This is a genomic window from Cupriavidus sp. FW305-46 (genome assembly GCF_058787075.1).
This window is the reverse complement of sequence record NZ_JBYSZI010000027.1, coordinates 53,919-77,853: the sequence shown is the minus strand read 5'-3', so window position 1 is coordinate 77,853 and position 23,935 is coordinate 53,919. Positions and strand designations below refer to the sequence as shown.

General features: G+C 70.0%; 14 protein-coding genes. 10 read left to right on the top strand and 4 right to left on the bottom strand.

Annotated features, from left to right (window positions below):
* Positions 1-49: 49 nt before the first annotated feature.
* From AC3WON_RS15280 to AC3WON_RS15265, 4 genes are all read right to left on the bottom strand, one after another.
* A complete protein-coding gene (locus tag AC3WON_RS15280; RefSeq protein ID WP_492318441.1) occupies positions 50-742 on the bottom strand; it encodes a phosphorylase in 693 nt (230 codons plus the stop codon).
* Positions 739-2,757, bottom strand: coding sequence for a squalene--hopene cyclase (gene shc, locus AC3WON_RS15275; protein WP_492352165.1), 2,019 nt, complete (start codon positions 2,755-2,757; stop codon positions 739-741). The genes AC3WON_RS15280 and shc overlap by 4 nt, the downstream gene beginning before the upstream one ends.
* 59 nt (positions 2,758-2,816) lie before the next feature.
* Positions 2,817-3,686, bottom strand: a complete 870-nt coding sequence (gene hpnD, locus AC3WON_RS15270) for a presqualene diphosphate synthase HpnD (protein ID WP_492352164.1) — start codon at positions 3,684-3,686, stop codon at positions 2,817-2,819.
* Positions 3,687-3,913: 227 nt separating this feature from the next.
* Positions 3,914-4,117, bottom strand: a complete 204-nt coding sequence (locus AC3WON_RS15265) for a cold-shock protein (RefSeq protein ID WP_010810931.1) — start codon at positions 4,115-4,117, stop codon at positions 3,914-3,916.
* Positions 4,118-5,127: 1,010 nt separating this feature from the next.
* Here AC3WON_RS15265 and AC3WON_RS15260 point away from each other — a divergent pair.
* The 10 genes from AC3WON_RS15260 (at position 5,128) to AC3WON_RS15215 (ending at position 23,544) form a co-directional block, all read left to right on the top strand.
* Positions 5,128-8,034: a bifunctional glycoside hydrolase/polysaccharide deacetylase family protein gene (locus AC3WON_RS15260; RefSeq protein WP_492352163.1), complete on the top strand. Its 2,907-nt coding sequence runs from the start codon at positions 5,128-5,130 to the stop codon at positions 8,032-8,034.
* Positions 7,997-12,079 (top strand): tetratricopeptide repeat protein, encoded by a 4,083-nt coding sequence (locus AC3WON_RS15255; protein ID WP_492352162.1) that lies wholly within the window; start codon positions 7,997-7,999, stop codon positions 12,077-12,079. The genes AC3WON_RS15260 and AC3WON_RS15255 overlap by 38 nt, the downstream gene beginning before the upstream one ends.
* A gap of 59 nt (positions 12,080-12,138) precedes the next feature.
* Positions 12,139-12,705 carry a penicillin-binding protein activator LpoB gene (locus AC3WON_RS15250; RefSeq protein WP_492318446.1) on the top strand — a complete coding sequence of 189 codons (567 nt, stop codon included), beginning with the start codon at positions 12,139-12,141 and terminating at the stop codon, positions 12,703-12,705.
* 63 nt (positions 12,706-12,768) lie between these two features.
* Positions 12,769-14,208: a PelD GGDEF domain-containing protein gene (locus tag AC3WON_RS15245; RefSeq protein WP_492352161.1), complete on the top strand. Its 1,440-nt coding sequence runs from the start codon at positions 12,769-12,771 to the stop codon at positions 14,206-14,208.
* Positions 14,201-15,187, top strand: coding sequence for a tetratricopeptide repeat protein (locus AC3WON_RS15240; RefSeq protein ID WP_492318448.1), 987 nt, complete (start codon positions 14,201-14,203; stop codon positions 15,185-15,187). Before AC3WON_RS15245 ends, AC3WON_RS15240 begins: the two co-directional genes overlap by 8 nt.
* Positions 15,184-16,782: a GT4 family glycosyltransferase PelF gene (gene pelF, locus AC3WON_RS15235; protein WP_492352160.1), complete on the top strand. Its 1,599-nt coding sequence runs from the start codon at positions 15,184-15,186 to the stop codon at positions 16,780-16,782. Before AC3WON_RS15240 ends, pelF begins: the two co-directional genes overlap by 4 nt.
* 2 nt (positions 16,783-16,784) lie before the next feature.
* Positions 16,785-18,155 (top strand): exopolysaccharide Pel transporter PelG, encoded by a 1,371-nt coding sequence (pelG, locus tag AC3WON_RS15230; protein ID WP_492318450.1) that lies wholly within the window; start codon positions 16,785-16,787, stop codon positions 18,153-18,155.
* Positions 18,156-18,464: 309 nt separating this feature from the next.
* Complete coding sequence (locus AC3WON_RS15225; RefSeq protein ID WP_492352159.1) at positions 18,465-19,193, top strand: response regulator transcription factor; 729 nt, start codon at positions 18,465-18,467, stop codon at positions 19,191-19,193.
* A 267-nt stretch (positions 19,194-19,460) separates the two neighbouring features.
* Positions 19,461-21,146 (top strand): FecR family protein, encoded by a 1,686-nt coding sequence (locus tag AC3WON_RS15220; RefSeq protein ID WP_492352158.1) that lies wholly within the window; start codon positions 19,461-19,463, stop codon positions 21,144-21,146.
* The gene (locus AC3WON_RS15215; protein WP_492352157.1) at positions 21,121-23,544 is read left to right on the top strand and encodes a CHASE2 domain-containing protein; all 2,424 of its coding nucleotides are present in this window, start codon (positions 21,121-21,123) and stop codon (positions 23,542-23,544) included. The genes AC3WON_RS15220 and AC3WON_RS15215 overlap by 26 nt, the downstream gene beginning before the upstream one ends.
* Positions 23,545-23,935: the final 391 nt, after the last annotated feature.

Below are 23,935 nucleotides of genomic sequence, written 5' to 3'. Positions count from 1 at the left end.
TTTGCTCCCTTCTCCCGCCTGCGGGAGAGGGAGCATTTCATCGGCCAGTTCAGGTGTCAGCTTGCTGCGTCCGCACATCGCGCAAGCCGTATTCGTCCCCCAGCGCCAGCCGGGCCGCCCGCAGCGCGCCGCGCGCGGCCGCGGCATCGCCCGCCAGCCGCATCAGCGCCGGCAGTTCCCACGGCGCCCGCAAGAGCCCGCCCAGCACCGCGCCCACATCGGTCTTGCCATCTTCACCCATGCCCGCCGCCGCGGCAGCTGGGACCGCGCGGCTGGCCGGGTCGATCACCACGCGGCAGGCCGCGAACGGCAGCCGGCAAGCCGCCGCCATGCGCGCGGCGAGGTGCGATTCCATGTCGACGCAGAGCGCCCCCGTGGCCCGGTGCAGCATCTGCTTGGCGGCGACCGAAAGCACCGGCTGGTCCGCGCCGGCAAGTATCCCGACCCTGGCATGCGGCAGCGCCGCGTGCATCGCCCGGGTCCAGGTCATGTCGGTGTCGTAGCGTTCGACGGCCGCGCACACCGAGTCCGCCAGCACGAGGGCGCCCGGCGCCAGCGCGGGATCCAGCCCGCCCGCCACGCCAAAGCTGAGGATGCCCATGCAGTGCCGGCTTGCCATCGCGGAAACGCCTTGTTCCAGTGCAAGTCCGCGCAGGCCGTGCACCACGCGGCAATGCGGGCCGGCGGCGATGCGCGCCTCGAACGCCATGCCGGTGACGACCAGCACGAAAGGTGCCGTCACAGCCCCCACGACACCTGGTGCGCGCCGCCGCGCTGCAGGTTGCGGTAGCGCGCCAGCGCCCACAGCGGGAAGTAGCGCGCATAGCCGTGATAGCGCAGGTAGAACACGCGCGGAAAGCCCACCGCGGTGAAGCGTGGCTCATGCCACAGGCCGCCGGATTGCTGCGTGCGCAGCAGGTAGTCGATGCCGCGCGCCACCGCGGCGTGCTGCGCGGCGCCGGCTGCCATCAGCGCCAGCAGCGCCCACGCGGTCTGCGAGGCCACGCTGGGCGCGGGCTCGTAGCCGCGGTAGTCGAGCCGGTAGCTGCTGCCGTCCTCGCCCCAGCCGCCGTCGGCGTTCTGGATCTGCTCGAGCCACGCCACGGCGCGGCGCATCTCGGGGGCTTCCGGTGCCAGGCCCGCCGCGTTCAGCGCGCACAGCGCGCTCCAGCTGCCATAGATATAGTTGGTGCCCCAGCGGCCGAACCAGCTGCCGTCGGGCATCTGCTCGGCCAGCAGGTAGCGCAGCGCGCGCGCGGCGGGTTCGCTCTTGCCCGGCGTGGCGCCGATCTGGCACAGCATCGACAGGCAGCGCGCGGACACGTCCGCGGTGGGCGGGTCCAGCAGCGCGCCATGGTCGGCAAAGGGGATGTTGTTCAGGTAGAGATGCGTGTTCTCGGGCTCGAACGCGCCCCAGCCGCCATCGCCGCCCTGCATGCCGACGATCCACTCGGCGGCGCGCGCCACGGCTTCGTCATAGCGGCCCGGCATATCGTGGGCGCGCATGTAGCGGTTCATCGCGGCGGCCACCACGGCGGTGTCGTCCACGTCCGGGTAATAGGCATTGGCGTACTGGAAGGCCCAGCCGCCGGGGCGCACCAGCGGGCGGCGCACGGCCCAGTCGCCGCGCACGTCCAGCACCTGCAGCGGCCTGAGCCAGTCCAGGCCGCGCCCGGCCGCGGCCGTCGCGCGCGCCTCGCCGGTTTCCAGCAGCGCGTGCGCGGCCAGCGCTGTATCCCACACCGGCGACAGGCACGGCTGGCAATAGGCTTCGTCGCCGTGCTCGACCAGCAGCCGCTCGACGGATTGCCGCGCCAGCGCGCGCGCCGGGTCGTCGGGCGGCACGCCCAGCACGTCGAACATCATCACGCTGTTGGCCATTGCCGGGAAGATGGCGCCCAGGCCGTCCTCGCCGTTGAGCCGCTCATGCACGAAGGCCTGCGCCGCGGCAATGGCGCACCGGCGCAGCGTGCGCGGGAAGAGCGGCTCGGTCACGCGCAGCAGCGCGTCCAGGCCGCGGAACACCGTGTACCAGCCGGCGTGCTGGTGCGCCGCGCGCGGCGGCAGCCCCACCGTATGGCAGTTGCCGACGAACAGCTCATTGATGCCGACCCCGCGCGGGTTGCGCGCCTGCGGGCGCAGGCTGTTCAGCACCAGCAGCGGCACGATCACCGTGCGCGCCCAGTACGAGACCTTGGACAGGTGGAACGGAAACCACTGCGGCAGCAGCATGATCTCGACCGGCATCATCGGCACCGCCGACCATGGCATCACGCCGTACAGGGCCAGCAGCGTGCGCGTGAATACATTGCTGGCCTCGGCGCCGCCCAGCGCGTGGACGGCCCGGCGCGCGCGCTGCATATGCGCGGCCTGGGGGTCGTCGCCGGCCATCTTCAGCGCGAAATAGGCCTTTACGCTGGCGCTGACGTCGGAGCGGCCTTCATGGAACAGCGGCCAGCCGCCATCGGGATTCTGGATGCGGCGCAGGTAGCGGGCCAGGCGGGCTTCAAGCTCCAGGTCCGGGGCTTCGCCGAGGTAGTGCACCATCAGCACGTATTCGGCGGGAATGGTGGCGTCGGCTTCCAGTTCGCAGACCCAGTGGCCGTCGGGGCGCTGCTGATGCAGCAGCGCGTCGATTGCGCGGCCGATGCCGTGCTCCAATGCCTGCGCGGCGTCGCGCGGCGCGGGGCTGTCGCCCGCGCTGGCCGCCGCGATCCGTGGCACTGCCGTGGCAAAGGCGGTCTCGTTCATCGACATGCAGACTCCTTGTGCCGGCGCACGGCGCGGCCGCGCCCGGCATGCATCGGGTGCAGCGCTCAGCCAATGGCGTGGCGCAGCAAGATCCAGAGCAATTGGGCGCGCGGCAGGCGCACGCGCCGGCGCGGCGCGCGCCAGCCCTGCGTGCGCAGCCGCGCCAGGATGCGGTGGTAGACCTCGGCCATGATGCGCGGCGAACGCACCTGCCGCGACGGGCAGCGCGCCATGATGGCGTAGGCCTGGTCGTAGTGCGCCTGGGCCTCGCGCGCCACGGCCGCGCAGGCCTGGCCGACGGCGGGGTGGGCCACCACGGCCTGGGGCGTGTCCGCGCCGATGCCGGCCGCGGCCAGCGCTTCTGCCGGCAGGTAGAGCCGGCCGATGGCAGCGTCTTCGTCGATATCGCGCAGGATATTGGTCAGCTGCAGCGCGCGGCCCAGGTGGTGCGCGAGCGCGATGCCGCACGCTTCTTCCAGGCCGAACACGCGCACCGCCAGCCGGCCGACAGCGCTGGCGACGCGATCGCAATACAGGTCGAGGGTGGCCGCGTCGGGGGCGCGGATGTCCTGCACCACGTCCATGGTCATGCCGTCGATCACGGCAAGGAAATCCTGCTGCTGCAGGTGGAAGGCGCGGATCTGCGCGCTCAGCGGCTGCAGGGCGCGAGGCGGATTGCCGGCGTAGCAGGCGGCGATGTCGTGGCGCCAGGCATCGAGTGCGGCAAGGCGCTCGGCGTGCGGTGCGTTGCCGTCGGCGATGTCGTCGACCGCGCGGCAGAACGCATAGATCTCGAACATGGCCTGGCGCTGCGCTGGCGGCAGGATGCGCAGCGCGGCATGGAAGGAACTGCCGGCCGAGGCCGCCGGGCCCGCCTGGCTGCCATGGTCGGCGGCGACAGGGGTGTCTTGCGTTGCGATTTGAGTACCGGCCACGTAACTCCTCGACACGCTGCATACCATCCCGCACTGATCGCGCAGCATCCGTGCGCGCCCACTGGCGGGAGGGCGGTTGTGGGTCGGCCGATTATAGCAATTTCACCCGTCGCAAGATTGCCGCAGCGGCGGCCCCGGTGCCGGCGCGCCAATAAAAAAGCCCCGCGCCGAAGCTGCGGGGCTTTCCTTCCGGCCGGTCCGCTGGACCGGCCCGGAATCCACCGGTATCAGAGGGCCTGAATCTTGGTGGCTTGCTCGCCCTTCTGGCCCATGGCCTTGACGTAGCGTACCTTCTGGCCTTCCTTCAACGACTTGAAGCCATTGCCTTCGATTGCGGAGAAGTGCGCGAACAGATCGTTGCCGCCTTCATCCGGCGTGATGAAGCCGAAGCCCTTGGCGTCGTTGAACCACTTAACGGTACCGGTTTCCATATCTATCTCAACCTTGAATTTCAAAATGAGCGAAAACGCTCGTTATACACCGTGTGCAACGCACCCAGCGGATCCTTTTTATGTTCCCCGCCAGCGCATTCCATATGACTTCGATATGTCGCTGTCGTGACAACCGAAAACGTCACGGAACGACAACACCAAAAGACACACCGCATGGGCGCTGCACAAGTGGGAATCATTCTGCCGAATTTTCCCGGCGTGTCAATCAGGCTAAGCGCCTAATCATGATGAGAGGTTCCGATAGGAGATATTAGCGTTTTCTACTTCGGCTTCCGTTCAGTGAATTCCCTGATTTTTTTATCGCGGGTTTGGTTGTGCGTGCACCGCCAGCGAGCGCGATGCCACGCCACCGTGCATAATGGCTGCCGTCCGGTGCATGGGCGTACCATCTTTTTTACAAATTCTTACGGCGCCCAATCCCTACCGCGTTCGGGGGAAGCCGGCGCGGCCCGGATATATCATTATGCTGACAATAAAGGCTAGGCCGGTGGCCGCGCTCGCGTCGTGCACAGACATACATGAGCGCGCCCACTGTATGCGGGCCCATACATAAAAGTTCTGAACGGGGAATCCATCAGGTGTTTCAAACCTAGCTGTCCGGAATTTCGGTTGCGGACAGCGTCACCACCCGTCGCGCACGGGGCCTGGACTGTTTCCGTTGTTTGCATTTGAGCCGAGCCGCGCCCGCCGTACGCCCGTACCGCAAGCGCGGCTGACGCGCGCCCGCAGCACGGTGGCGCGTTAACGCGCGAGCCGGCTCAATGTCTCAGTGTTGGGACAATTGTTGACAATGTGATCCATGCGTCTGTCCTAGCATTCGTTTCCGGATACCATCAGATTTTTCCGATTCTGAGATCCACAGTCGGACACAAGGCGGCAGCGACCGCCTCAGAGAATGTCGTGCGTGAGGCACTTGCCGGCGTGCGCAGACAAGAGGAAGCAAGCCTGTGAAGCAGCTGGAGGAAGCACAAGGGAACCGGGGCGGCCGCATGCCGTTCCGATCGGGGTGGGTAGGGATGCGCATGGCGCAGCGGGTGCAAGGCATCGCGCTGGCGCTGGCCCTCGGGGCGGCGACGGCTGCGGCCGCGCCGGCGCCCGCGGCGCAGGCGCCATCCATGCCGTCGATCGCCTTGCACTACGGCGCCAAGCCGCCGGTTGACGCTCTGCAAGCCTTCGACATCGCCGTGGTCGAGCCCGACAGCGGCTTCGACCCGCGCCAGGCGGCGACGCCGGCCACGGCCTGGTTTGCCTATGTCAGCGTCGGCGAGGTGCTGGAGAGCCGCGCCTACTTCAAGGACATCCCCAAGGCCTGGTTCGTCGGGCGCAATGACGCCTGGAACGCGCCGGTCATCGACCAGGCAGCCGACGGCTGGCCCGCCTTCTATGTCGACAAGGTGATCGCGCCGCTGTGGCAGCGCGGCTTCCGCGGCTTTTTCCTCGATACCCTCGATTCCTACCAGCTTGCCGCCAGGACCGACGCCGAGCGCGCACGGCAGGAAGCGGGGCTGGTGCGCGTGATCCGCGCCATCAAGGCGCGCTACCCCGAGGCGCGCCTGGTCTTCAACCGCGGCTTCGAGATCCTGCCGCAGGTGCATGACCTGGCCTATGCCGTTGCCTTCGAGTCGCTGTTCCGCGGCTGGAACCAGGCCCAGGGCCGCTATGTCGACGTTGCGCAGGCTGACCGCGACTGGCTGCTGGCGCAGGCGCGCACCATCCGCGAGCAATACCGCCTGCCGGTGATCTCGATCGACTATTGTCCGCCGGCTGACCGCCGCTGCGCACGCGAAACCGCGCAGCGCATCCGCGCGCTGGGGATCACGCCCTATGTGGCCGATCCCGGGCTGCAGACGGTCGGCATCGGCAAGGTCGAGGTGCTGCCGCGGCGCGTGCTGGTGGTGCAGGAGCGCCGCCCCGGGGTGTCGATCGATGATTCCGAGGGTGTGCGCTTTGTCTCGATGCCGCTCAACTACCTTGGCTATCGTGTGGATTTCGCCGAGACCAGCGAGGACCTGCCCGAGATCGGGCCGGACCGCTACGCCGGCGTGGTGGTGTACCTGTCAGGCAATGTCACGGCGCAGCCGGGACGCTTCCATGCCTGGGTGCAGGCGCGCATGGCGCAGGGCATGCCGGTGGTGTTCCTCAACGACTTCGGCACCAGCGTTAGCGGCGCGGTGGCGCGCAGCTTCGGGCTGAAGGCAGTCAAGGGCCGCGTGTCGGGCCCGGTCGAGGTGCTGGCCAAGGACCGGATGATGGGCTTCGAGATGCCGGTGGCCCCCGACCGCACCCAGGCCGAAGCGATCCAGGTGCCGGACGGCGCCGGCTACCGTTCGCTGCTGCGCCTGCGTTCGGGCACGCTGACCTATGACGCCGCCGCGATCACGCCGTGGGGCGGCTATGTGCTGGGGCCGTACGCGGTGCGCCAGAGCGGCAACGGCAACGGCCAGAGCCGCTGGGTGGTGCAGCCGCTGGACTTCCTGCGCGAGGCGCTGCGCCTGCCCGCCATGCCCGTGCCCGATGTCACCACCGAGAACGGCCGGCGCCTGCTGACCATCCATATCGACGGCGACGGCTTTGCCTCGCGCGCCGAGATTCCCGGCGGCGGCTTCTCCGGCGAGGTGCTGTTCCGCGAGATCTTCGACCGCTACCGGCTGCCGATGACGATGTCGGTGATCCAGGGCGAAGTCAGCAAGGACGGCATGTACCCCAGGCTGAGCGCCGAGCTTGAGCCGATCGCGCGCAAGATCTTCGCGCAGCCCTATGTCGAGGTGGCCAGCCATACCTTCTCGCATCCGTTCGAGTGGTCGCGCACGGTGCCGGCACAGCCAGGGCAGCCAACGCAATCCAGCGGCGCCGCCGTGGTCGAGGGCGACGAGGCCTTCCACCTGAGCATCCCCGGCTACAGCATGGACCTGAACCGCGAGATCGGCGGCTCGATCGACTACATCAACCGCACGCTGGCCCCGGCCGGCAAGCCGGTCAGCATGCTGCTGTGGTCGGGAGACTGCCAGCCGCCGGCCGAGGCGCTGCGGCTCACCGAGAAGGCGCGCGTGCTCAACATGAACGGCGGCGATACGCTGATCACGCGCAGCAACCCGAGCTGGACCGCGATTGCGCCGCTGGGCATCAACAAGCCCGGCGGCACCTTCCAGGTGTTTGCGCCCAACCAGAACGAGAACGTCTACACCAACCTCTGGCACGGCCCGTTCTATGGCTTCGAGCGCGTGATCGAGACCTACGAGCTGACCGACAAGCCTTATCGCTTCAAGCCGGTCAACATCTACTACCACAGCTATTCGGGCACCAAGGCCGCGTCGCTGAAGGCGCTGCGCAAGGTCTATGACTATGTGCTGGCGCAGCCGCTGCTGCCGCTGCACTCGACCGACTACGTGCGCAAGGTGCTCGACTGGCAGGAAATGGCCGTGGCGCGGGACGTGGGCGATGGCCAGCCGGGCGGCACCGGTGCCGAATGGATCGTGCGCGGCGACGGCAACCTGCGCAACCTGCGCTGGAGCGGCGCCGGCATGCCCGACGTGGGCGCGGCGCATGGCGTGACCGGCACCTCGCCGGCACCGGGCGGCGGCGTCTACCTGCACCTGGATGGCGGCGATGCGCGCTTCGCCGTGCGCGACACAGTCACCGCCCCGGCCGCGCCGCAGCTGGCCGAAGCCAACGGCATCGTGCGCGACTGGTCGCAGCGCGATGGCGTCACGCGCTTCGCCTTCAGCGGCTATTTCAAGCCATTCTTCCGTCTTGCCAACGCCGGCAACTGCCGTGTGAGCGTCGATGGCAAGCCCGTACAGGCCGTCCGCGAGCGCAACACGCTGCGCGTGGATACCGCACCCGTCACCGATCCGAACCATGCCAGGCAACAAGTCGAAGTCCGCTGCGCCGGTTGAGCGCGAGCGGCTGCTGCCGCCGGCGCTGGTGCTGACTTTCACCGCGATGGTGGGGATCGGCCTGGCGCTGATGTTCCCGCGCGAGACCCTGCGCGAGCGCCTGCTGGGCCAGGGCCGCACCATCGACGGGCTGACCATGGCCTACCTGGAAGCCTGGTGGAAGGTCACGCCCGACGACCCCGGTTTCATGGGCGTGCTGGCCGAACAATACGCGCGCACCGGCCGGCTGGAAGAGGCGCAGGCCATGCTGGCGCGCATGCAGGCGGTGCAGGGCACCGACCTGTCGGGCCAGATCCTGCGCACGCGCATCGAGATCGCGCAGCAGCGCGCCTGGGCCGCGCTGCCGGATACGCCCGAGCGCGAACAGAACCTGGTGCAGCTGCGCAGCCTGCTGGACCAGGCTGCCGCGCGCAGCTGGGGGCTGGCCGACCTGCAAACGCTGGCCACACAGTCGCGCCAGGCCGGCGCCCAGGACGCGATGTGCAAGTTCTATGCGGCGCTGGCCAGCCAGGACCGCAACAACGCGGCCTTCTGGAACCGCCAGCTGGCCGACATGGCGATCGCGGGCGGCGACTATCGCAACGCCGCCAACGCCTTGTTCGCGCAGCAGGCGGCCGCCACCACGCTGGCCGAGCGGCGCGCGCTGTTCCTGAAGGCGGTGCAGACGCTGCAGTCAGGCAACCTGCTGGACGAAGCGCTGGCGCAGGCCGAGCGCCACGGCGGCAAGCTGCTGGACGATCCGGAGGTGCTGCGCTACCTGACGAAGCTGGCGCTGGCGGCCAACAAGCCGGAGCAGGCCAGCCGCTATGTCGAGCGGCTGCTGAAGGTCTCGGCGCGCACGCGCGATGCCGGCCCGGCGGCGCTGGCCGCACGCCAGGCCGAGGCGCGGCGCATCGCCGCCAGCCAGCCGTGGGCCGAGCGCGGCCTGGTCTTCCTCGACGGGCCGCGCGGCCTGGCCTTGCGTGAAGCGCTGGCCGCTTCCGGCCAGCTGGGTACGCGCAAGATTGCGGCGCAAGCTGCTGCGCCCGCGCAGGCGCCGGCGGAGCCAGCCGACAAGCCGTTCAACGCCGACGACTACGAACTCGCCTATCGCGTGTTCCTGTCGGCCGGCAAGCTCGACCAGGCGCAGCGCGTGGCCGAGACCGCGGTGCGCCGGCTGCCGGGCGAGGCGATCTGGCGCGAACGGCTGGCGCAGGTGGCCGAATGGAACCGCCAGCCGGCCGTGGCCCTGAAGAGCTGGCTCGACTATGCCCGCGCCACCAACGACGAGCGCGCGTGGGATGCAGTGATGCGGCTCGCCCCGGGCCTGTCCGACGATCGCGCCTACCTGGCCGCGCTGCGCCACCGCGCGGGCGGCTCGGACCTGAAGACCGTGGACGAGGTGGTGGCCGCCTACGAACGCCTGGGCGAGCCGGAAGAGGCCATGCGCTTCCTCGAAGGCCTGAGCCACGGCCCCAGGGCGCGCGAAATCTTGGAACGTCACGCCGCCCTGGCCGAGCGCGCCGGCAAGGACGAGCGCGCGTTCCAGATCTATACGCAGCTGCAGCAGCGCTTCGGCCCGCGCCCAGCCTATGCGCTGAAGCTCGCCAACCTGCTCTATGTGCGCGGCAAGCTGGCGCAGGCGCTGGACGCCATGCTGCCGGCGCGTGCCACGGCCGGGAAGGATGACATCCTCTACTGGCGCACCTTTACCGAGCTGGCGCGGCTGAACCAGCGCGACGACCTGCTCAAGGACGGCTATCGCCAGCTGATGCTGGCGGCGGCGCAGACGCAGGACGAGCACTGCATGGAGATGCCGGCGGGCCCGGCGCGCAACGACTGCCTGGACGAGGTCCGCGACACGCAGGAGGCGGATTTCTCCAACCTGATCGCCTACTACGACAAGGCCCCGATCGACGCCGGCCGCATCGCCGAGGCCGACTGGCGCCGCGGCGGCAAGCCGGAATCGCTGGAACTGGCGCTGTACTACTACACGCGTGCCCACGCCTACCGGCGTATCGGGCGCCTGTTGCAGGACATGACGCCCGAGCAGCGCCAGGCGGCAGCGCAGTCGAGCCGCTTCCTGATGCGGCGCGCGGAGTACTACCGCGTGACCGGCCAGCGCGACCAGGCCCTGGCCGACCTGCGCCGCGCCGCGGGCCTGCGCGATGCCGACAGCGAAACGCTGGCGGCGCTGCTGTGGATGCTGGTCGACCAGGGCAGCGATACCGAGGTGCGCGCGGTGATGCGCCGCGTCAAGGACGACGCGGAAGACAACCCCGACCTGTGGGGCGCCTTTGCCGCGGGCCATATGCGTTTCCAGGACGGGCGCGCAGCCATGCACTACCTGCGCAAGCTCAACGACGGCAAGAGCGCCGACCCGCTCTGGCTCAGCCTGATGGCCGATGCCTATGAAGCCATCGGCCAGACCGACATGGCCTGGCGCGTGCGCCGCCAGGCCTGGATCGACCTGCACCACGGCTGGTCCCAGGGCGGGGTGCGCTATGCCCGGCTGCGGCCCGATAACACCGACGGTGACGAAGAGTACGAGAACGAGTCCGGCGCGCCTTCGCGCGCGGACCTGCGCCGCCAGACCGTGGCGCTGGGGCAGATCTTTGCCTCGGGCGAGGTCTCGCGCGCGCTGGTGATCCAGATGCTGCGCGCGGACCGCGCTTCCACGGCGGCGCGCGAACTGGTGCCGCCGCTGGCGGGCGCGCCGTCGCAGCTGGGCGAGGTGGCCGGGCTGCCGCCGCTGCGCGAGCCCGCGTCGGCGGAGGTCGCACGCAATGCGGCCCGCCGCGATGCCGCGCTGTCCGCTGCCGGGCGCGATGCCGCGCTGGCATGGGCGATGTCGGCGGAATCCAACGAACTGGCGCGAAGCTGGCTGGCCCGCCAGTACGTCAACCGGCTGCAGCGACCGGCCTATGCCGAGGTGGCGATCGCGCTGGACCGGCAGGACATGAACAGCCTTGACCGCATCCTGGAGCGCCAGGCCGGCCGCGTGCCGGTGGCCAACCAGATCGAGGCCAACCAGCGCCTGGACCGCATCAGCACCGCGCAGACGCTGGCCTTCGAGACCCAGGAACGGGCCCGTTCCGACGACACGCTGCAGGACACCCTGCAGGAGACGCTGCTCTACAACGCCCAGGCGATCGAGCCGCGCGTGAGCTTCATGCACCAGAAGCCGCTGGAGTACACCGAAGGCAGCCTCGCGGGCGGCGTGCGCCTGTGGGACGGGTATGACCTGAACCTGCGCGGCACCTGGCGCGACCAGCGCAGCACCGATCCGCAGCAGCTGGTGAACGTGCCGTCGTCCGACCGGCGCGCCGACCTGTCGCTGGGCTATCGCGACAACAGCAAGCGCTGGCGTGCCACGGCAGGCTACCGCGAGGGACTGGACACAATGGCGACCGCGCGCTTCTTCGGCGAGTGGAACCAGCAGGGCCGGCTGCAGTTCAGCACGCTGGCCGGGCTGAACCAGCCGGCCGATGAATCGGCGCCGCTGCGCGTGGGCGGGGCCAAGGACGTCGTGGGGCTGGGCGCAACCTGGCGCTTCGGCCTGCGCGAGTTCGTCGGCGCGCGCATCGAGTACAGCAGCTTCCGCGGGCAGGACCGCAGCGCGCTCGGGCATGGCATGGTCTATGACGTCGAGGCCGGCTACAAGATCCGCACCTCGTATCCGGACTACACCGTGCGCGTGGTCGGCACGCATGCCAACTACAGCGCCAACGGCGGCAGCCTGACGCCGCGCATGGCGTCGCTGGTGCCGGTCGACGACGAAGCCACGCCGGCGTTCTACATGCCGCAGGGCTTTACGCAGGCCGGCGTGCTGTTCGGCTTCGGCACTGAGCTGCTGGACGAGTACACACGCAAGTGGCGGCCGTTCGGTGAAGTGGGGCTGCTGCGCGACACGCGCGCACGGCAGAACTTCCGCGTGCAGGGCGGGGTGGCCGGATCGGTATTCGGCAATGACCACCTGGCGCTGTATATCTCGCACGAGACCGCGGCGCGCAACGGTGGCAGGCCGCTGACGGAACTGGGAATGCGCTATCGCTGGCTGTACTGAGCCGGCGGCAGCGGATGGCAGGGATCGGGTAACAACAGGACATGGAAAAGGGGATGAAGATGAACAAGCAAACCACGGCAATGACGGGCAAGACAGCGGCCAGGCGGCTGGCGGCATGGTGCGGCGCGCTGGGCGCGGCACTGTGGCTGGCGGCTTGCGCGGTGACGGATGTCGGCCGCGCGCCGGCGCTGGCCCGCGGCGAGACCATCGCGGTGCTGCCGATCGTGAACTACACCGAGACGCCGCAGGCCGGCCTGCGCGCCGAGGCGATTGCCGAGAGCCTGCTGAAGACCGGCGGCGTGGCCAGCCTGAAGCGTTATCCGGCCAGCCTCAACCCGGAAACGCTGTTCGAGCCGGCCGAGCGCGAAGCCGTGGGCAAGGCGCTGGAATGGGCGCGTGCCGAGAAGGCCCGCTACGCGCTGACCGGCGCGGTGCAGGAATGGCGCTACAAGGTGGGCGTGGACGGCGAGCCCGCGGTCGGCATCTCGCTGCAGCTGCTGGACGTGAACAGCGGTGAAGTGGTGTGGTCGGCCACCGGCAGCGACAGCGGCTGGAGCCGCGCCTCGCTGTCGGGCACCGCGCAGAAGCTGCTGCGCCGCCTGCTGGCGCCGCTGATGCAGGGCTGAGGCGGCAAGCCATCAGGAAGAGGCTGCACACCGATGCGGCGATGCAATAGTTGAAGCAAGGGGATGAGCGTGGCCAATACGGCTGACAAGACATATCGCGCGCGGCAAGGACAGGGCATCGGCCTGGGTGGGCGCTATGCGCGCCTGCTGGCGCCGGCGGTCAGCGGGCGCGCGGCCGTGGTGGAACTGGTGGTGGCCATGCTGGTGGCAATGGGGCTGGCGTGGCTGGTGTTGCCGCAGAACCCGCTGCTGCTCGGCATGGGCTTTCCGTGGGCCTGGCTGCTGCCGGTGATCCTGGCGCTGCGCTACGGCACGCTGATCGGCGTGGGCAGCGTGCTGATGCTGCTGGGCGGCTGGTACTTCTACCAGCAGACCGGCGTGATGGCAGGGCCGTTCCCGCGCCTGTTCTTCCTCGGCGGGCTGCTGCTGGTGCTGGTGGCCGGGCAGTTCGGCGATATCTGGGGCACGCGCCTGGCGCGCGCCCGCGCCGTGAACCGCTACCTGGACGAACGCCTGGCGGCGCTGACCAAGAACCACTACCTGCTGCGGATCTCGCATGAGCGGCTGGAAAACGACCTGCTGGCGCGGCCCACCACGCTGCGCGACACGCTGTCGCAGCTGCGCAGCGTGGCGCTGGACGAGGCCGCGCGCACCGGCCAGGTGCTGGCCGGCGCGCAGCCGATGCTGCAGGTGGTGGCGCAGGCCTGCCAGCTTGAGGCAGCCGCGCTCCATGCCTGCGATGGCGAGCACGTGGATGGCGCCCCGGTCGCCAGCATCGGCCCGGAATTCACGCTCGACACCACCGACCCGCTGGTGCGCCACTGCCTGGACACGCGCCAGCTGGCGCACCTGCGCGCCGACGGCCTGCAGCATGGCGCGCAGACACGCTATGTGGCGGTGGCGCCGGTGCTGGCCGGCTCCGACCACCTGATCGGCCTGCTGGTGGTCGAGCGCATGCCGTTCCTGTCGCTGACCTACGAGAACCTGCAGATGCTGATGGTGCTGCTGGGCTACTACGCCGACGGCGTGGAGCACGCCGGCGCCACCCGCACCATCCAGGCGGCGCTGCCGGCCTGCCCATACCCGTTTGCGCTGGACTATGCGCGTCTGTCGCGGCTGCGGCGCGAGACCGGCATCGAAAGCTCGGTGGTGGCGCTGGTGTTCGACGCGGATCCGGAGCGCGATGCGCTGTTCGAGCAGGTGGTGCGCAGCCGGCGCGCGCTGGATGTGGCGTGGCCGGTGGTCAACGCCCATCACCGCGCCATGCTGACGCTGATGCCGCTGTCCGATGCGCAGGCGGTGGCGGCCTACCTGGTGCGCATCGAAGACATGCTGCGCGCGCAGTTCGGCACCGATTTCACCAGTGCGGGCATCGGCGTCTATACGCTGGCGGTGCCCGGCGCCGGCTCGGAAGACGCGCTGGTCAAACTGCTGCGCCGGGCCCAGGTGGATGGCGCGATCGCGCCGGCCACGCTGCCGGCCGGGGAAGCGCCCCATGTTTAAGCTCGGCGCCAGCGGGCTCGCCGCCCAGATCGCCGCGCTGGCGCTGCTGGCGCGCGCCGGCAACAGCACCGCGCTGCTGCTGGCCTTCTTCGGCATGCAGGCGGTGGCCGCCGCGCTGACCGCGCTGCTGCTGTGGCGCCTGCTGCCGCGGCGCTTTCGCGTGCCGTTCGGGTGGAGCTATGGCTTTCTCGCGCTGTTCTGCTTCTTCGTGCCGCTGGGCGGCGCGCTGGTGTGCCTGGGCAGCTACCTGTTCTCGAAGCTGTTCCCGCGGCGCGTGGACACCAGCGGCATCGGCACCGTGGGCTTGCCCGAGTTCGTCACGCACCTGATGTCGCGCGTCACGCACGGCGGCGGCGCGCGCCTGCGTGCGCAGCTGGGCAATGCGCGCGCGCCCCTGCCCGAGCGCATGACCGCGCTGGTGGCGATGCAGTCGATGCCGGCGCGCACCGCCAGCCCGGTGCTGCGCGAACTGCTGGCCGACAGCGTCGACGACGTGCGGCTGCTGGCCTACGGCATGCTGGACGGCGCCGAGAAGCAGCTGACCCAGCAGATCCTGGCCGAGCTGCCGCGCCTGGAGAGCGCCAACAGCGCCAGCGAGCGCGCCGAGATCAGCAAGCGGCTGGCCGACCTGTACTGGGAACTGATCTACCAGAACCTGGTGCAGGGCGACGTCTACCGCTACACCGCCAGCCAGGTCGAGCGCTACGCCAGCGCGGCGCTGGCGCATGACGACAGCAATGCCTCGCTGTGGTACATGCGCGGGCGCCTGGCACTGGCGCGCAATGCCCCGCGCGAGGCGCGTGAATGGCTGCAGCGCGCCGAATCCCTCGGCTTCGCGCGCGAACGCGTGCTGCCGCACCTGGCCGAAGCCGCCTACCTGGAACGCGACTATGCCGCGGTGCGCCAGCTGATGGCATCGTTTGACAGCCCCTCGCCGCTCCCGCTGGTGCGGCCCCTGCTGCGGTACTGGCAATCATGAGCGAGATCCTGGTAAAAGGGACGTCGGCCGACGTCATGTTGCTGCTCGAAGGCACCTTCCCGTATGTGAGCGGAGGGGTGTCGAGCTGGGTCAACCAGATGATCCGCGCGTTCCCGGACCTGCGCTTCGGCATCGTCTTTATCGGCAGCCGGCGCGAGGACTATGGCGACATGGCCTACCAGCTGCCGCCCAACGTGGTGCACCTGGAAACGCACTACCTGTACGACTTCCCGCCGCCGCCGCTGGTCCAGGGCAGCACCGGCGATGCCAAGGCGTTCGACGCCTCGGACCGCCTGCACGAGCTGCTGCGCGACCCGGGCCGCGAGGCCGAGGCCGGCGCCATGATGCGCGAGCTGATGCCGGCGCTGCGCGAGGGCGGAGCGCTGGGCGAGGACGCCTTCCTGTACAGCCGCCGCGCCTGGCAGACCATCACCGAGCAATACCGGCGCTTCTGCACGGACCCGTCGTTCACGGACTATTTCTGGACCGTGCGCATCATGCACAAGCCGCTGTGGCAGCTGGTGCGCATTGCCGACAACCTGATCCCGGCGCGGGTCTACCACACGGTTTCCACCGGCTATGCGGGCTTTCTCGGGGCGCTGCTGCGCCACCGCAACCAGCGCCCGCTGCTGGTGTCGGAGCACGGCATCTACACCAAGGAACGCAAGATCGACCTGTTCCAGAGCCAGTGGATCCGCGACAACCGCAATGTGTTCGAGCGCGACATCTCCCAGATCAGCTACTTCCGCGAACTGTGGGTGCGCTTCTTCGAGACCATCGGCCGGGTCTGCTACGACGCCGGCGACGACATCGTCGCGCTGTACGAGGGCAACCGCCGCCGCCAGGTGCAGGACGGCGCGCCTGAGGTGCGCACGCGCAGCATCCCCAACGGCATCGACCTGCCGCGCCTGGCGCCGCTGCGCGCGCGCCGCAAGCCGGGCGTGCCGCCGGTGCTGTGCCTGATCGGCCGGGTGGTGCCGATCAAGGACGTCAAGACCTTCATCCGCGCCATGCTGACGGTGGTGCGCGAGTACCCCGAGGCCGAAGGCTGGATCGCCGGCCCCGAGGACGAGGATCCCGACTACGCGCGTGAATGCCGCAGCCTGGCCGAGAGCCTGGGCCTGGGCCAGAAGGTCAAGTTCCTGGGCTTCCAGCGCATCGACGCGCTGCTGCCGCAGGTGGGCGTGCTGGTGCTGAGCTCGATCAGCGAGGCGCTGCCGCTGGTGGTGCTGGAAGGCTTTGCCGCCGGCGTGCCGTGCGTGACCACCGACGTGGGCTCATGCCGCGAGCTGCTGTTCGGCCTGCCCGGCGAGGACGCCGCGCTGGGCTCGGCCGGCGAGGTGGTGCGCATTGCCGATCCCGCGGCCCTGGCCGCGGCGGCGCTCGGGCTGCTGCAGGACCCGGCGCGCTGGCAGGCGGCCCAGGCCGCCGGCGTGGCGCGCGTGGAGCGCTACTACACCCAGGACCGCATGGTGGGCAGCTACCGCGAACTGTATCAACGGCTGATGGCGCAGGCAGACGGCGCCGGGCCTGGCGGACCTGAGCGGCAGGGCGGCGGCAACCCCGCGCGCTGCCCGGTCCACGGAGGAGCCTGAGCATGGCTGGCATTGGATTCGAGCTGCGCAAGATGCTGCGGCGGGACAACCTGTCGGGCATGCTGAGCGCCTACGCGTATGCCGGCATCATCAGCTCCGGGCCGTGGATCCTGTCGATCGTCGGCATCCTGTTGATCGGCATGCTGAGCCTGCCCTTCGTGGTGCCGGGCTCGCTGATCACGCAGTTCCAGGTGTCCGTGACCTACCTGATTGCCGGCAGCCTGATCCTGACCGGGCCGATGCAGCTGGCGTTCACGCGCTTCACCTCGGACCGGTTGTTCGAGAAGCGCGACCACCTGGTCCTGAGCAACTACCACGCGGTGGCACTGCTGTCGACGGTGCTGTCGGGCGGCATCGGCGTGGCGTGCGCGGTATTCAGCTTCGGCGAGCAGTCGGTGCTGTACCGGCTGCTGATGGTGGCGGGCTTCGTGGTGCTGAGCAATATCTGGATTGCCGCGATCTTCCTGTCGAGCATGAAGCAGTACAAGGCCATCGTATGGACCTTCCTGCTGGGCTACGCGATCTCGGTCGGCGCCGCGCTGGTGCTGCGCGGCCACGGGCTGGAAGGGCTGCTGGGCGGTTTCGCCGCCGGCCAGCTGTGCCTGCTGACCGGCATGGTGACGCTGATCTACCGCAACTACACCAGCCGCCAGTTCATGTCGTTCGAGGTGTTCCAGCGCCGCCATGCGTACCCCAGCCTGGTGGCGATCGGCCTGCTCTACAACCTGGGCATCTGGATCGACAAGTTCATGTTCTGGTACGCGCCCTCCACCGGGCAGCAGGTGATCGGGCCGCTGCATGCGTCGATCATCTACGACATCCCGGTGTTCCTGGCCTACCTGGCGATCATCCCGGGCATGGCGGTGTTCCTGGTGCGCATCGAGACCGATTTCGTCGAGTACTACGACGCGTTCTACAACGCGGTGCGCGGCGGCAGCTCGCTCGAGCATATCGAGGACATGCGCAACACCATGGTCCAGACCATCCGGCTGGGTTTGTACGAGATCGTCAAGGTGCAGGCCATCGCCGCGCTGCTGCTGTTCGCGGTGGGCGTGTGGGTGCTGCGGCTGCTGGGCATTTCCGAGCTGTACCTGCCGCTGCTGTACGTGGACGTGATCGGTGCCAGCCTGCAGGTGGTGCTGCTGGGGGTGCTCAACATCTACTTCTACCTGGACCGCCGCCGCGAGGTGCTGCTGCTGACCGCGACCTTCGTGGTGCTGAACTTCGCGCTGACGCTGCTGACGCTGCACCTCGGGCCGGCCTGGTACGGCTACGGCTTTGCGGTGTCGCTGCTGGTGGTGGTGGCGCTGGCGCTGTACCTGCTGGACCGCAAGCTGGACCGGCTGGAGTACGAGACCTACATGCTGCAATAGGCCCTGCCGCCATCGTGCGCCCGGCTCCCGGGGCGGCACGATGGCGGCAAGGATGATGCAGATCGAAAGACGATCGCGGAGGGATCGGCGCAGTTGCCGCCGCCACCCCTCGTCGGGGCATCTCGACGGAAGGGCCTGCGATTGGGTAACATGGCGGCAGCCGGCGGGCTTCGGCCTGGCCCGTCGGATCAGATCGACGGCCGCGCCCCCCTGGGGGTGAATATGAGGAATGACTTGCCGGCCGAGCCGTCGACATGCCGTGGCAGAGACCGCAGTTGCAGTCGGAAGCTGGCAGAAGGATGTAGAGGTATGCGAATTGCCTCCGTGGAGGATGATCCGGATCAGGCCGAACTGATCCGGCAGATATTGAGCGAAGCCGGCTTCGAGTGCGAGTCCTTCGCCAACGGCGCGGACTTTCTGCGCGCGCTGCGCGAGCGCGCCTATGACCTGTTGCTGGTCGACTGGCAGTTGCCGGGCACCAGCGGCTATGAGCTGGTCAGCTGGGTGCGGCAGAAGTCCGGCAATATGCCGCCGATCCTGTTCGTCACCAGCCGCACCGCAGAATCCGATATCGTCGACGGCCTGACGGTGGGCGCCGACGACTACATGCTCAAGCCCATCCGCGCCGGCGAGCTGATCGCCCGCGTGCGCTCGCTGCTGCGCCGCGCCTACCCCGAGGCCGCGCAGGAAGTGGAGCTGATCCGGCGCGGCAACTACACCGTCGATACCCACGCGCGCACCATCACCATCGGCGGCGAGCCGGCGCTGTTGTCCCCGCGCGAATATGAGCTGGCCCTGTTCCTGTTCCGCAATACCGGGCGCCTGCTGGCGCGCGAGGTGATGGAGCAGGCCGTCTGGGGCCGCGCCATGGGCGCGGGCTCGCGCACGCTGGATACGCATATCTCGCGGCTGCGCCTCAAGCTGGCGCTGCGCCCCGAGAACGGCGTGCGGCTGACCTCCGTGTACTCGCACGGCTATCGCTTTGAAGAGGCTTCCGGGGCAGATGTGGAGGCGGATGAGGCCGGGGCGGATGCTTAGAACCCGTTTCACCATGAAAAAGGGGCGCGAAGGCTGCTGCCGGGCCGCAGGACTAGGCGTGGCCGACGCGGCGTGGTCATTCCACGCAAGGAGGCTGCAACAACGCCATGCGGCCCGGCAGCAGCCTTCCCTTCGGGTTCAAGCCAGGCGCGGCGCATGCGTCGTTACGGGCCTTGACCTTGGAATGACCAAGGCCGGCGGCCCGCGCCTAGCCTGCGCCGCGCCTGGCTTGAACGCGTCCCCTCTTTCATGATGAAACGGGTTCTTATGCGGATTGGATGTGCCGCGCTGGCCCTGCTGGCCGGCATGGCGGTTCCGGCGCACGCCGGGCCCGCGGGCGCGGAAGGCGCCGATTTTATCTACCTGGTGGAGCCGGGCGATACGCTGATCGGCCTGGCCTCGCGCTACATGGCGTCCGAGCAGGGGTGGCGCACGCTGCAGCGCCTGAATGGCGTGGCCGATCCGTACCGGCTGGTGCCCGGCTCGCGCCTGCGCATCCCGCTCAGCCAGATTCCCGAGCAGGCCGCCTCGGCGCGCGTGGTCCATGTGGCCGGCGCGGTCCGCGCCAATGGCCGGCCGGTGCAGGCCGGCATGACGCTGGACGAAACCACGCGCATCGAGACCCCCGCGGGCGGCTCGGTCACGCTGGAGCTGCCGGACCGCAGCCGCGTCACGGTGCCGCCGGCCACCACGCTCTCGGTCAGCCGGCTGCGCACGTTCGCGCGCAGCGGCCTGACCGACACCGTGATCCGCATCGACAAGGGTGCCGCCGATACGCGCGTGGCACCGCAGGGCGGCGGCGTCGGGCGCTTCGAGCTGCATACGCCGATGATGGTGACCGGCGTGCGCGGCACCCGCTACCGGGTCTCGGCAGACATGGCAGGAAGCCGCAGCGAGGTGCTGGAAGGGCGCGTCGGCGTCAGTGCGGCGCGGGGCGCCCGCGCCAGGCCGGCAGCGGAGCGCGCCATGACCGCGGCGGCTTCGGTCGGTGCCGGCTATGGCATCGGCGTGTCGGCCGGCGGCAAGCTGTCGCAGCCGGTGGCGCTGCTGCCGGCGCCGGCCCTGCTGCCCCCGGCCGAAACCGTGCTGGGCCCGTCCTTCGAGGCCGCCTGGCAGCCGGTGCCGGGCGCCACCGCCTACCGCGTGCTGGTGGCGCGCGATGCGGCGCTGAGCGAACTGGTCTGGACCGGCACCGCCAGTGGCGCCACTGCCACGACCGCGCGCGTCGACGGCCTGCCCGAGGGCACGCTGTACCTGAGCGTCAGCGCCATCGACAAGCACCAGCTGACTGGCCACGACGCCCAGGCACCGGTGTCGGTGCGGCTGAACCCGCCGGCGCCGTTCACGCAGCAGCCTGCCGCCGATGCGGTGCGCTATGCCGACGCCGTCGCCTTCGAATGGGCCAACGTGCCGAGCGCGGCGCGCTACGAACTGGCGCTGGCCGCCGATCCGGCCTTTACGCGCGATGCCGCGGTGCAGGCGGCCTCCGACCCCGCCGCCACGCAAGCGCTGGTGCCGGGCCGCTGGTGGTGGCGCGTGCGCAGCGTCGATGCGGCGGGCCGGCCGGGCCCGTGGTCGGACGCGGTCCCGTTCAGCGTCGAACCCAAGCCGCCCGTGCCGACCCTGCAGGACGACGGCGGCGCGCTGCATATCGGCTGGCCCGAGGGCAGCGGCGCCGGCGCGGGCTACCGGGTCCAGGTTTCGGCCGATGCCGGCTTTGCCACGCTGCTGGCCGACGAGCACACCACCACCAACACCATTGACCTGCCGCGCCCCGCGCCCGGCGTCTATTTCATCCGCGTGGCACGTGCGGCGCCGGGGGTGACACCTGACCCGGCGGCGTTCTCCGCGCCGCAGCGCATTGAAGTCAATGCCCTCCTGCGCGACTCGCAGGGCGGCGCAATCGGGTCGGGCGACCGGCCGGACGGTGGTGGCCGCATCCGGCTCAACTGACGCGCCAGGCCCGGCACCGGCCGCGCCCGGGCACGCTTTCGGGCAGCGCACGCTGATCGAATGGTGCCTGCTGCTTGCGGCCGTGCTGGCCCTGGTGGTGCTGGCCGCGCGCCAGGGCTGGGCCGAGCGCGCCGACCTGGCCGCCTACGACATCGCCATCAGCGCCCAGCATCATCCGGCCCGCGACGACATCGTCATCGTCGGCATCGATGACGCCAGCATCACCGCCATCGGCCGCTGGCCGTGGCGCCGCGCGGTGCTGGCGCAGCTGGTCGAGCGCATCGCCGCCGGCCGGCCGCGCGTGATCGGCGTGGACGTGATCCTGTCCGAGCGCGACACCCGCTATCCGCAAGACGACGCCGTGCTGGCCCGCAGCCTGGCCCAGGCCGGCAACGTGGTGCTGCCGGTGGTGGCCGAATCCGGACCCGCCGGCATGCTGGTGCGCTACCCGCTGGCCGGGCTGGGCGCCGCGGTGGGGCATATCAACATGGTGGTCGATACCGATGGCGTGGCGCGCCAGGTCTATCTGAGCGAGGGGCCCCATCCGGTGGCCGCCGCCGGCGTGCCGCACCTGGCCGCGGTGATGGCGGGGTTCGGGCGCGCCGGAGAGCCGCCCGGCATCGCGCGCCAGGAGCCGGCCCGGATCACCGAAGCCAACGGCTGGGAGCGCAGCGGCCGCCTGCGCATCCCGTATGCCGGCCCGCCCGGCACCTTTGCCCGCGTGTCGGCGCGCGACGTGCTGGACGGCCGCACCAATCCCGCCATCTTTGCCGGCAAGGCCGTGCTGATCGGCGCGCTCGCCACCGGCATGGGCGACGTGCTGCCGACGCCCGTGTCGCGCGATGGCCGCGGCATGAGCGGGGTGGAGATCCTGGCCAATACCGTGCAGGCGCTGACCGACGGCGATGCCATCGTGGCGGTGCCGCGCGCGTGGCAGGTCGGCGGCACGCTGCTGGCGGTGCTGCTGGCCGCACTGGCCGCGCTGCGCCTGCCCCCGCGCGGCGCGCTGGTGGCCACCGGGCTGCTGCTGGCCGCCCTGCTGGGCGGCTCGCTGTTGCTGCTGGCGCTGGCGCGGCTATGGTTTGCACCCGCCGCCGCGGCGCTGGGCTGCGTGCTGTTCTACCCGCTGTGGAGCTGGCTGCGCCAGGAGGCGGCCCTGCGCTTCCTTACCGACGAACTGGCGCGGCTGGAACGCGAACCCGGCCTGATTGCCGCGCCGCGCCATGCCGGCGCCACGCTCGACAGCCGCATGCGCGCCGTCTACAGCATGAGCGCGCAGCTGCGCGGCACGCGCCGCTTCCTGTCCGATGGCCTGGAAAGCCTGCCCGATGCCACCGCGATCTGCGACCTGGACGGCGCCGTGATGCTGGCCAACCGGCGCTGCGTGGCGCTGGCGCCCGCGGTGCTGGACGGCGAGCCCGCTCATGCGCCGGGCGCGGCCGGGCCGCCGCGGGCCGCCATCCGCGCGCTGATCGAGGCAATCTTTCCCGCGCCGGCACCGGCCCTGGCGTACTGGCAGTCGCTGCACGACCGCCACGCCGGCGCCCGCATCGCTCCGGTCCCGGTTCCCGACGGCGGCATCGAGGTGGCCGGGCGCGGCGACCGCCGCTACCTGCTGCATGGCGCGCCGCTGCACGCCGAGGCCGGCGCCGTGGCCGGCCTGATCGTCAGCGTGATCGACATCACCGCGATCCGCATTGCCGAGCGCCAGCGCGAGCAGATGCTGCGCTTCCTGTCGCACGACATGCGCTCGCCGCAGGCATCGATCCTGGCCTTGATCGAGCTGCATGAGCGCCGCGCGCGGCGCGATGGGGCAGCCGCCGGCGACGTCGCCACGGACAGCGGCGTGCTGGCACGCATCGCCGCCCATGCACGCCGCACGATGACGCTGGCCGACGATTTCATCAGCGTCGCGCGCGCGGAGTCGAAGACCCTGGCGTTCATGGAAGTGGAATTGGGCGGCCTGGTGCTGGATGCGACGGACCAGCTCTGGGCACTGGCCAAGGCCCGCGAAGTGACGCTGCAGATCGACCTGCCTGACGAGCCCGCGGTGCTGCAGGGTGAACCGACGCTGCTGGCGCGCGCCATCGCCAACCTGGTCAGCAATGCGATCAAGTTCAGCCCGCAAGGGGGGACCGTGACGGTCTCGCTCACGCGTGAGCCGGGCAGCTTTGTCGTTGCCGTGCAGGACCATGGGCCGGGAATTGCCGAGGCCGACCAGGCACGATTGTTCGAACCGTTCGCGCGCTTGCATGAGGGGCAGCAGGGCGCGCCGGAAGGCGCGGGTCTGGGGCTGGTGCTGGTGCGGGCCGTGGCCGAGCGGCATGGCGGCAAGGCCAGCGTGCGCAGCGCGGCTGGGGCGGGGGCGGTGTTCCGTATCGAATTGCCTGTGGCCTGAGCGGCACGCCAACGGCCGCAAGCCACGTTACGGCTGCCGACACAATTGTTGGCAGTCGTCACAGGGGGATTTGCGTAGCATCGGATTGCCGCTGGAGCCGCATCCGGTGGTCTTCGCGCCCACGCCAGCTCCCCCAATTGCCGTAACTGGCGTGGGCGGCTTTTTTGGGGGCCCCTGAACTCAGTACCCGCCTTGCCCAGCACGCCTCTTTGCCTCTGGCAATCGCGGGCGTGGCTGGACCAGATCGACCTTGTGCCGATTCCACCATCCCGGCTGGGCCAGCGCGATTTCTACTTGCTTTACCGAACGGCGGAGTGGCCCGGCCTCGCCGCAGACATTGCCCGGATCACGCGGACGGTGCCCACGCGGGAGCTCGTCCCAGCGATTCGCG

Excerpts from the sequence above, each read along its gene's own strand:
- AC3WON_RS15225 (WP_492352159.1), top strand. The coding sequence starts at position 18,465 with ATGCGAATTGCCTCCGTGGAGGATGATCCGGATCAGGCCGAACTGATC.
- AC3WON_RS15265 (WP_010810931.1), bottom strand. The coding sequence starts at position 4,117 with ATGGAAACCGGTACCGTTAAGTGGTTCAACGACGCCAAGGGCTTCGGC.
- AC3WON_RS15260 (WP_492352163.1), top strand. The coding sequence starts at position 5,128 with ATGCCGTTCCGATCGGGGTGGGTAGGGATGCGCATGGCGCAGCGGGTG.
- shc (WP_492352165.1), bottom strand. The coding sequence starts at position 2,757 with ATGTCGATGAACGAGACCGCCTTTGCCACGGCAGTGCCACGGATCGCG.
- AC3WON_RS15245 (WP_492352161.1), top strand. The coding sequence starts at position 12,769 with ATGAGCGTGGCCAATACGGCTGACAAGACATATCGCGCGCGGCAAGGA.
- AC3WON_RS15220 (WP_492352158.1), top strand. The coding sequence starts at position 19,461 with ATGCGGATTGGATGTGCCGCGCTGGCCCTGCTGGCCGGCATGGCGGTT.
- pelF (WP_492352160.1), top strand. The coding sequence starts at position 15,184 with ATGAGCGAGATCCTGGTAAAAGGGACGTCGGCCGACGTCATGTTGCTG.
- AC3WON_RS15250 (WP_492318446.1), top strand. The coding sequence starts at position 12,139 with ATGAACAAGCAAACCACGGCAATGACGGGCAAGACAGCGGCCAGGCGG.
- AC3WON_RS15255 (WP_492352162.1), top strand. The coding sequence starts at position 7,997 with ATGCCAGGCAACAAGTCGAAGTCCGCTGCGCCGGTTGAGCGCGAGCGG.
- AC3WON_RS15240 (WP_492318448.1), top strand. The coding sequence starts at position 14,201 with ATGTTTAAGCTCGGCGCCAGCGGGCTCGCCGCCCAGATCGCCGCGCTG.
- pelG (WP_492318450.1), top strand. The coding sequence starts at position 16,785 with ATGGCTGGCATTGGATTCGAGCTGCGCAAGATGCTGCGGCGGGACAAC.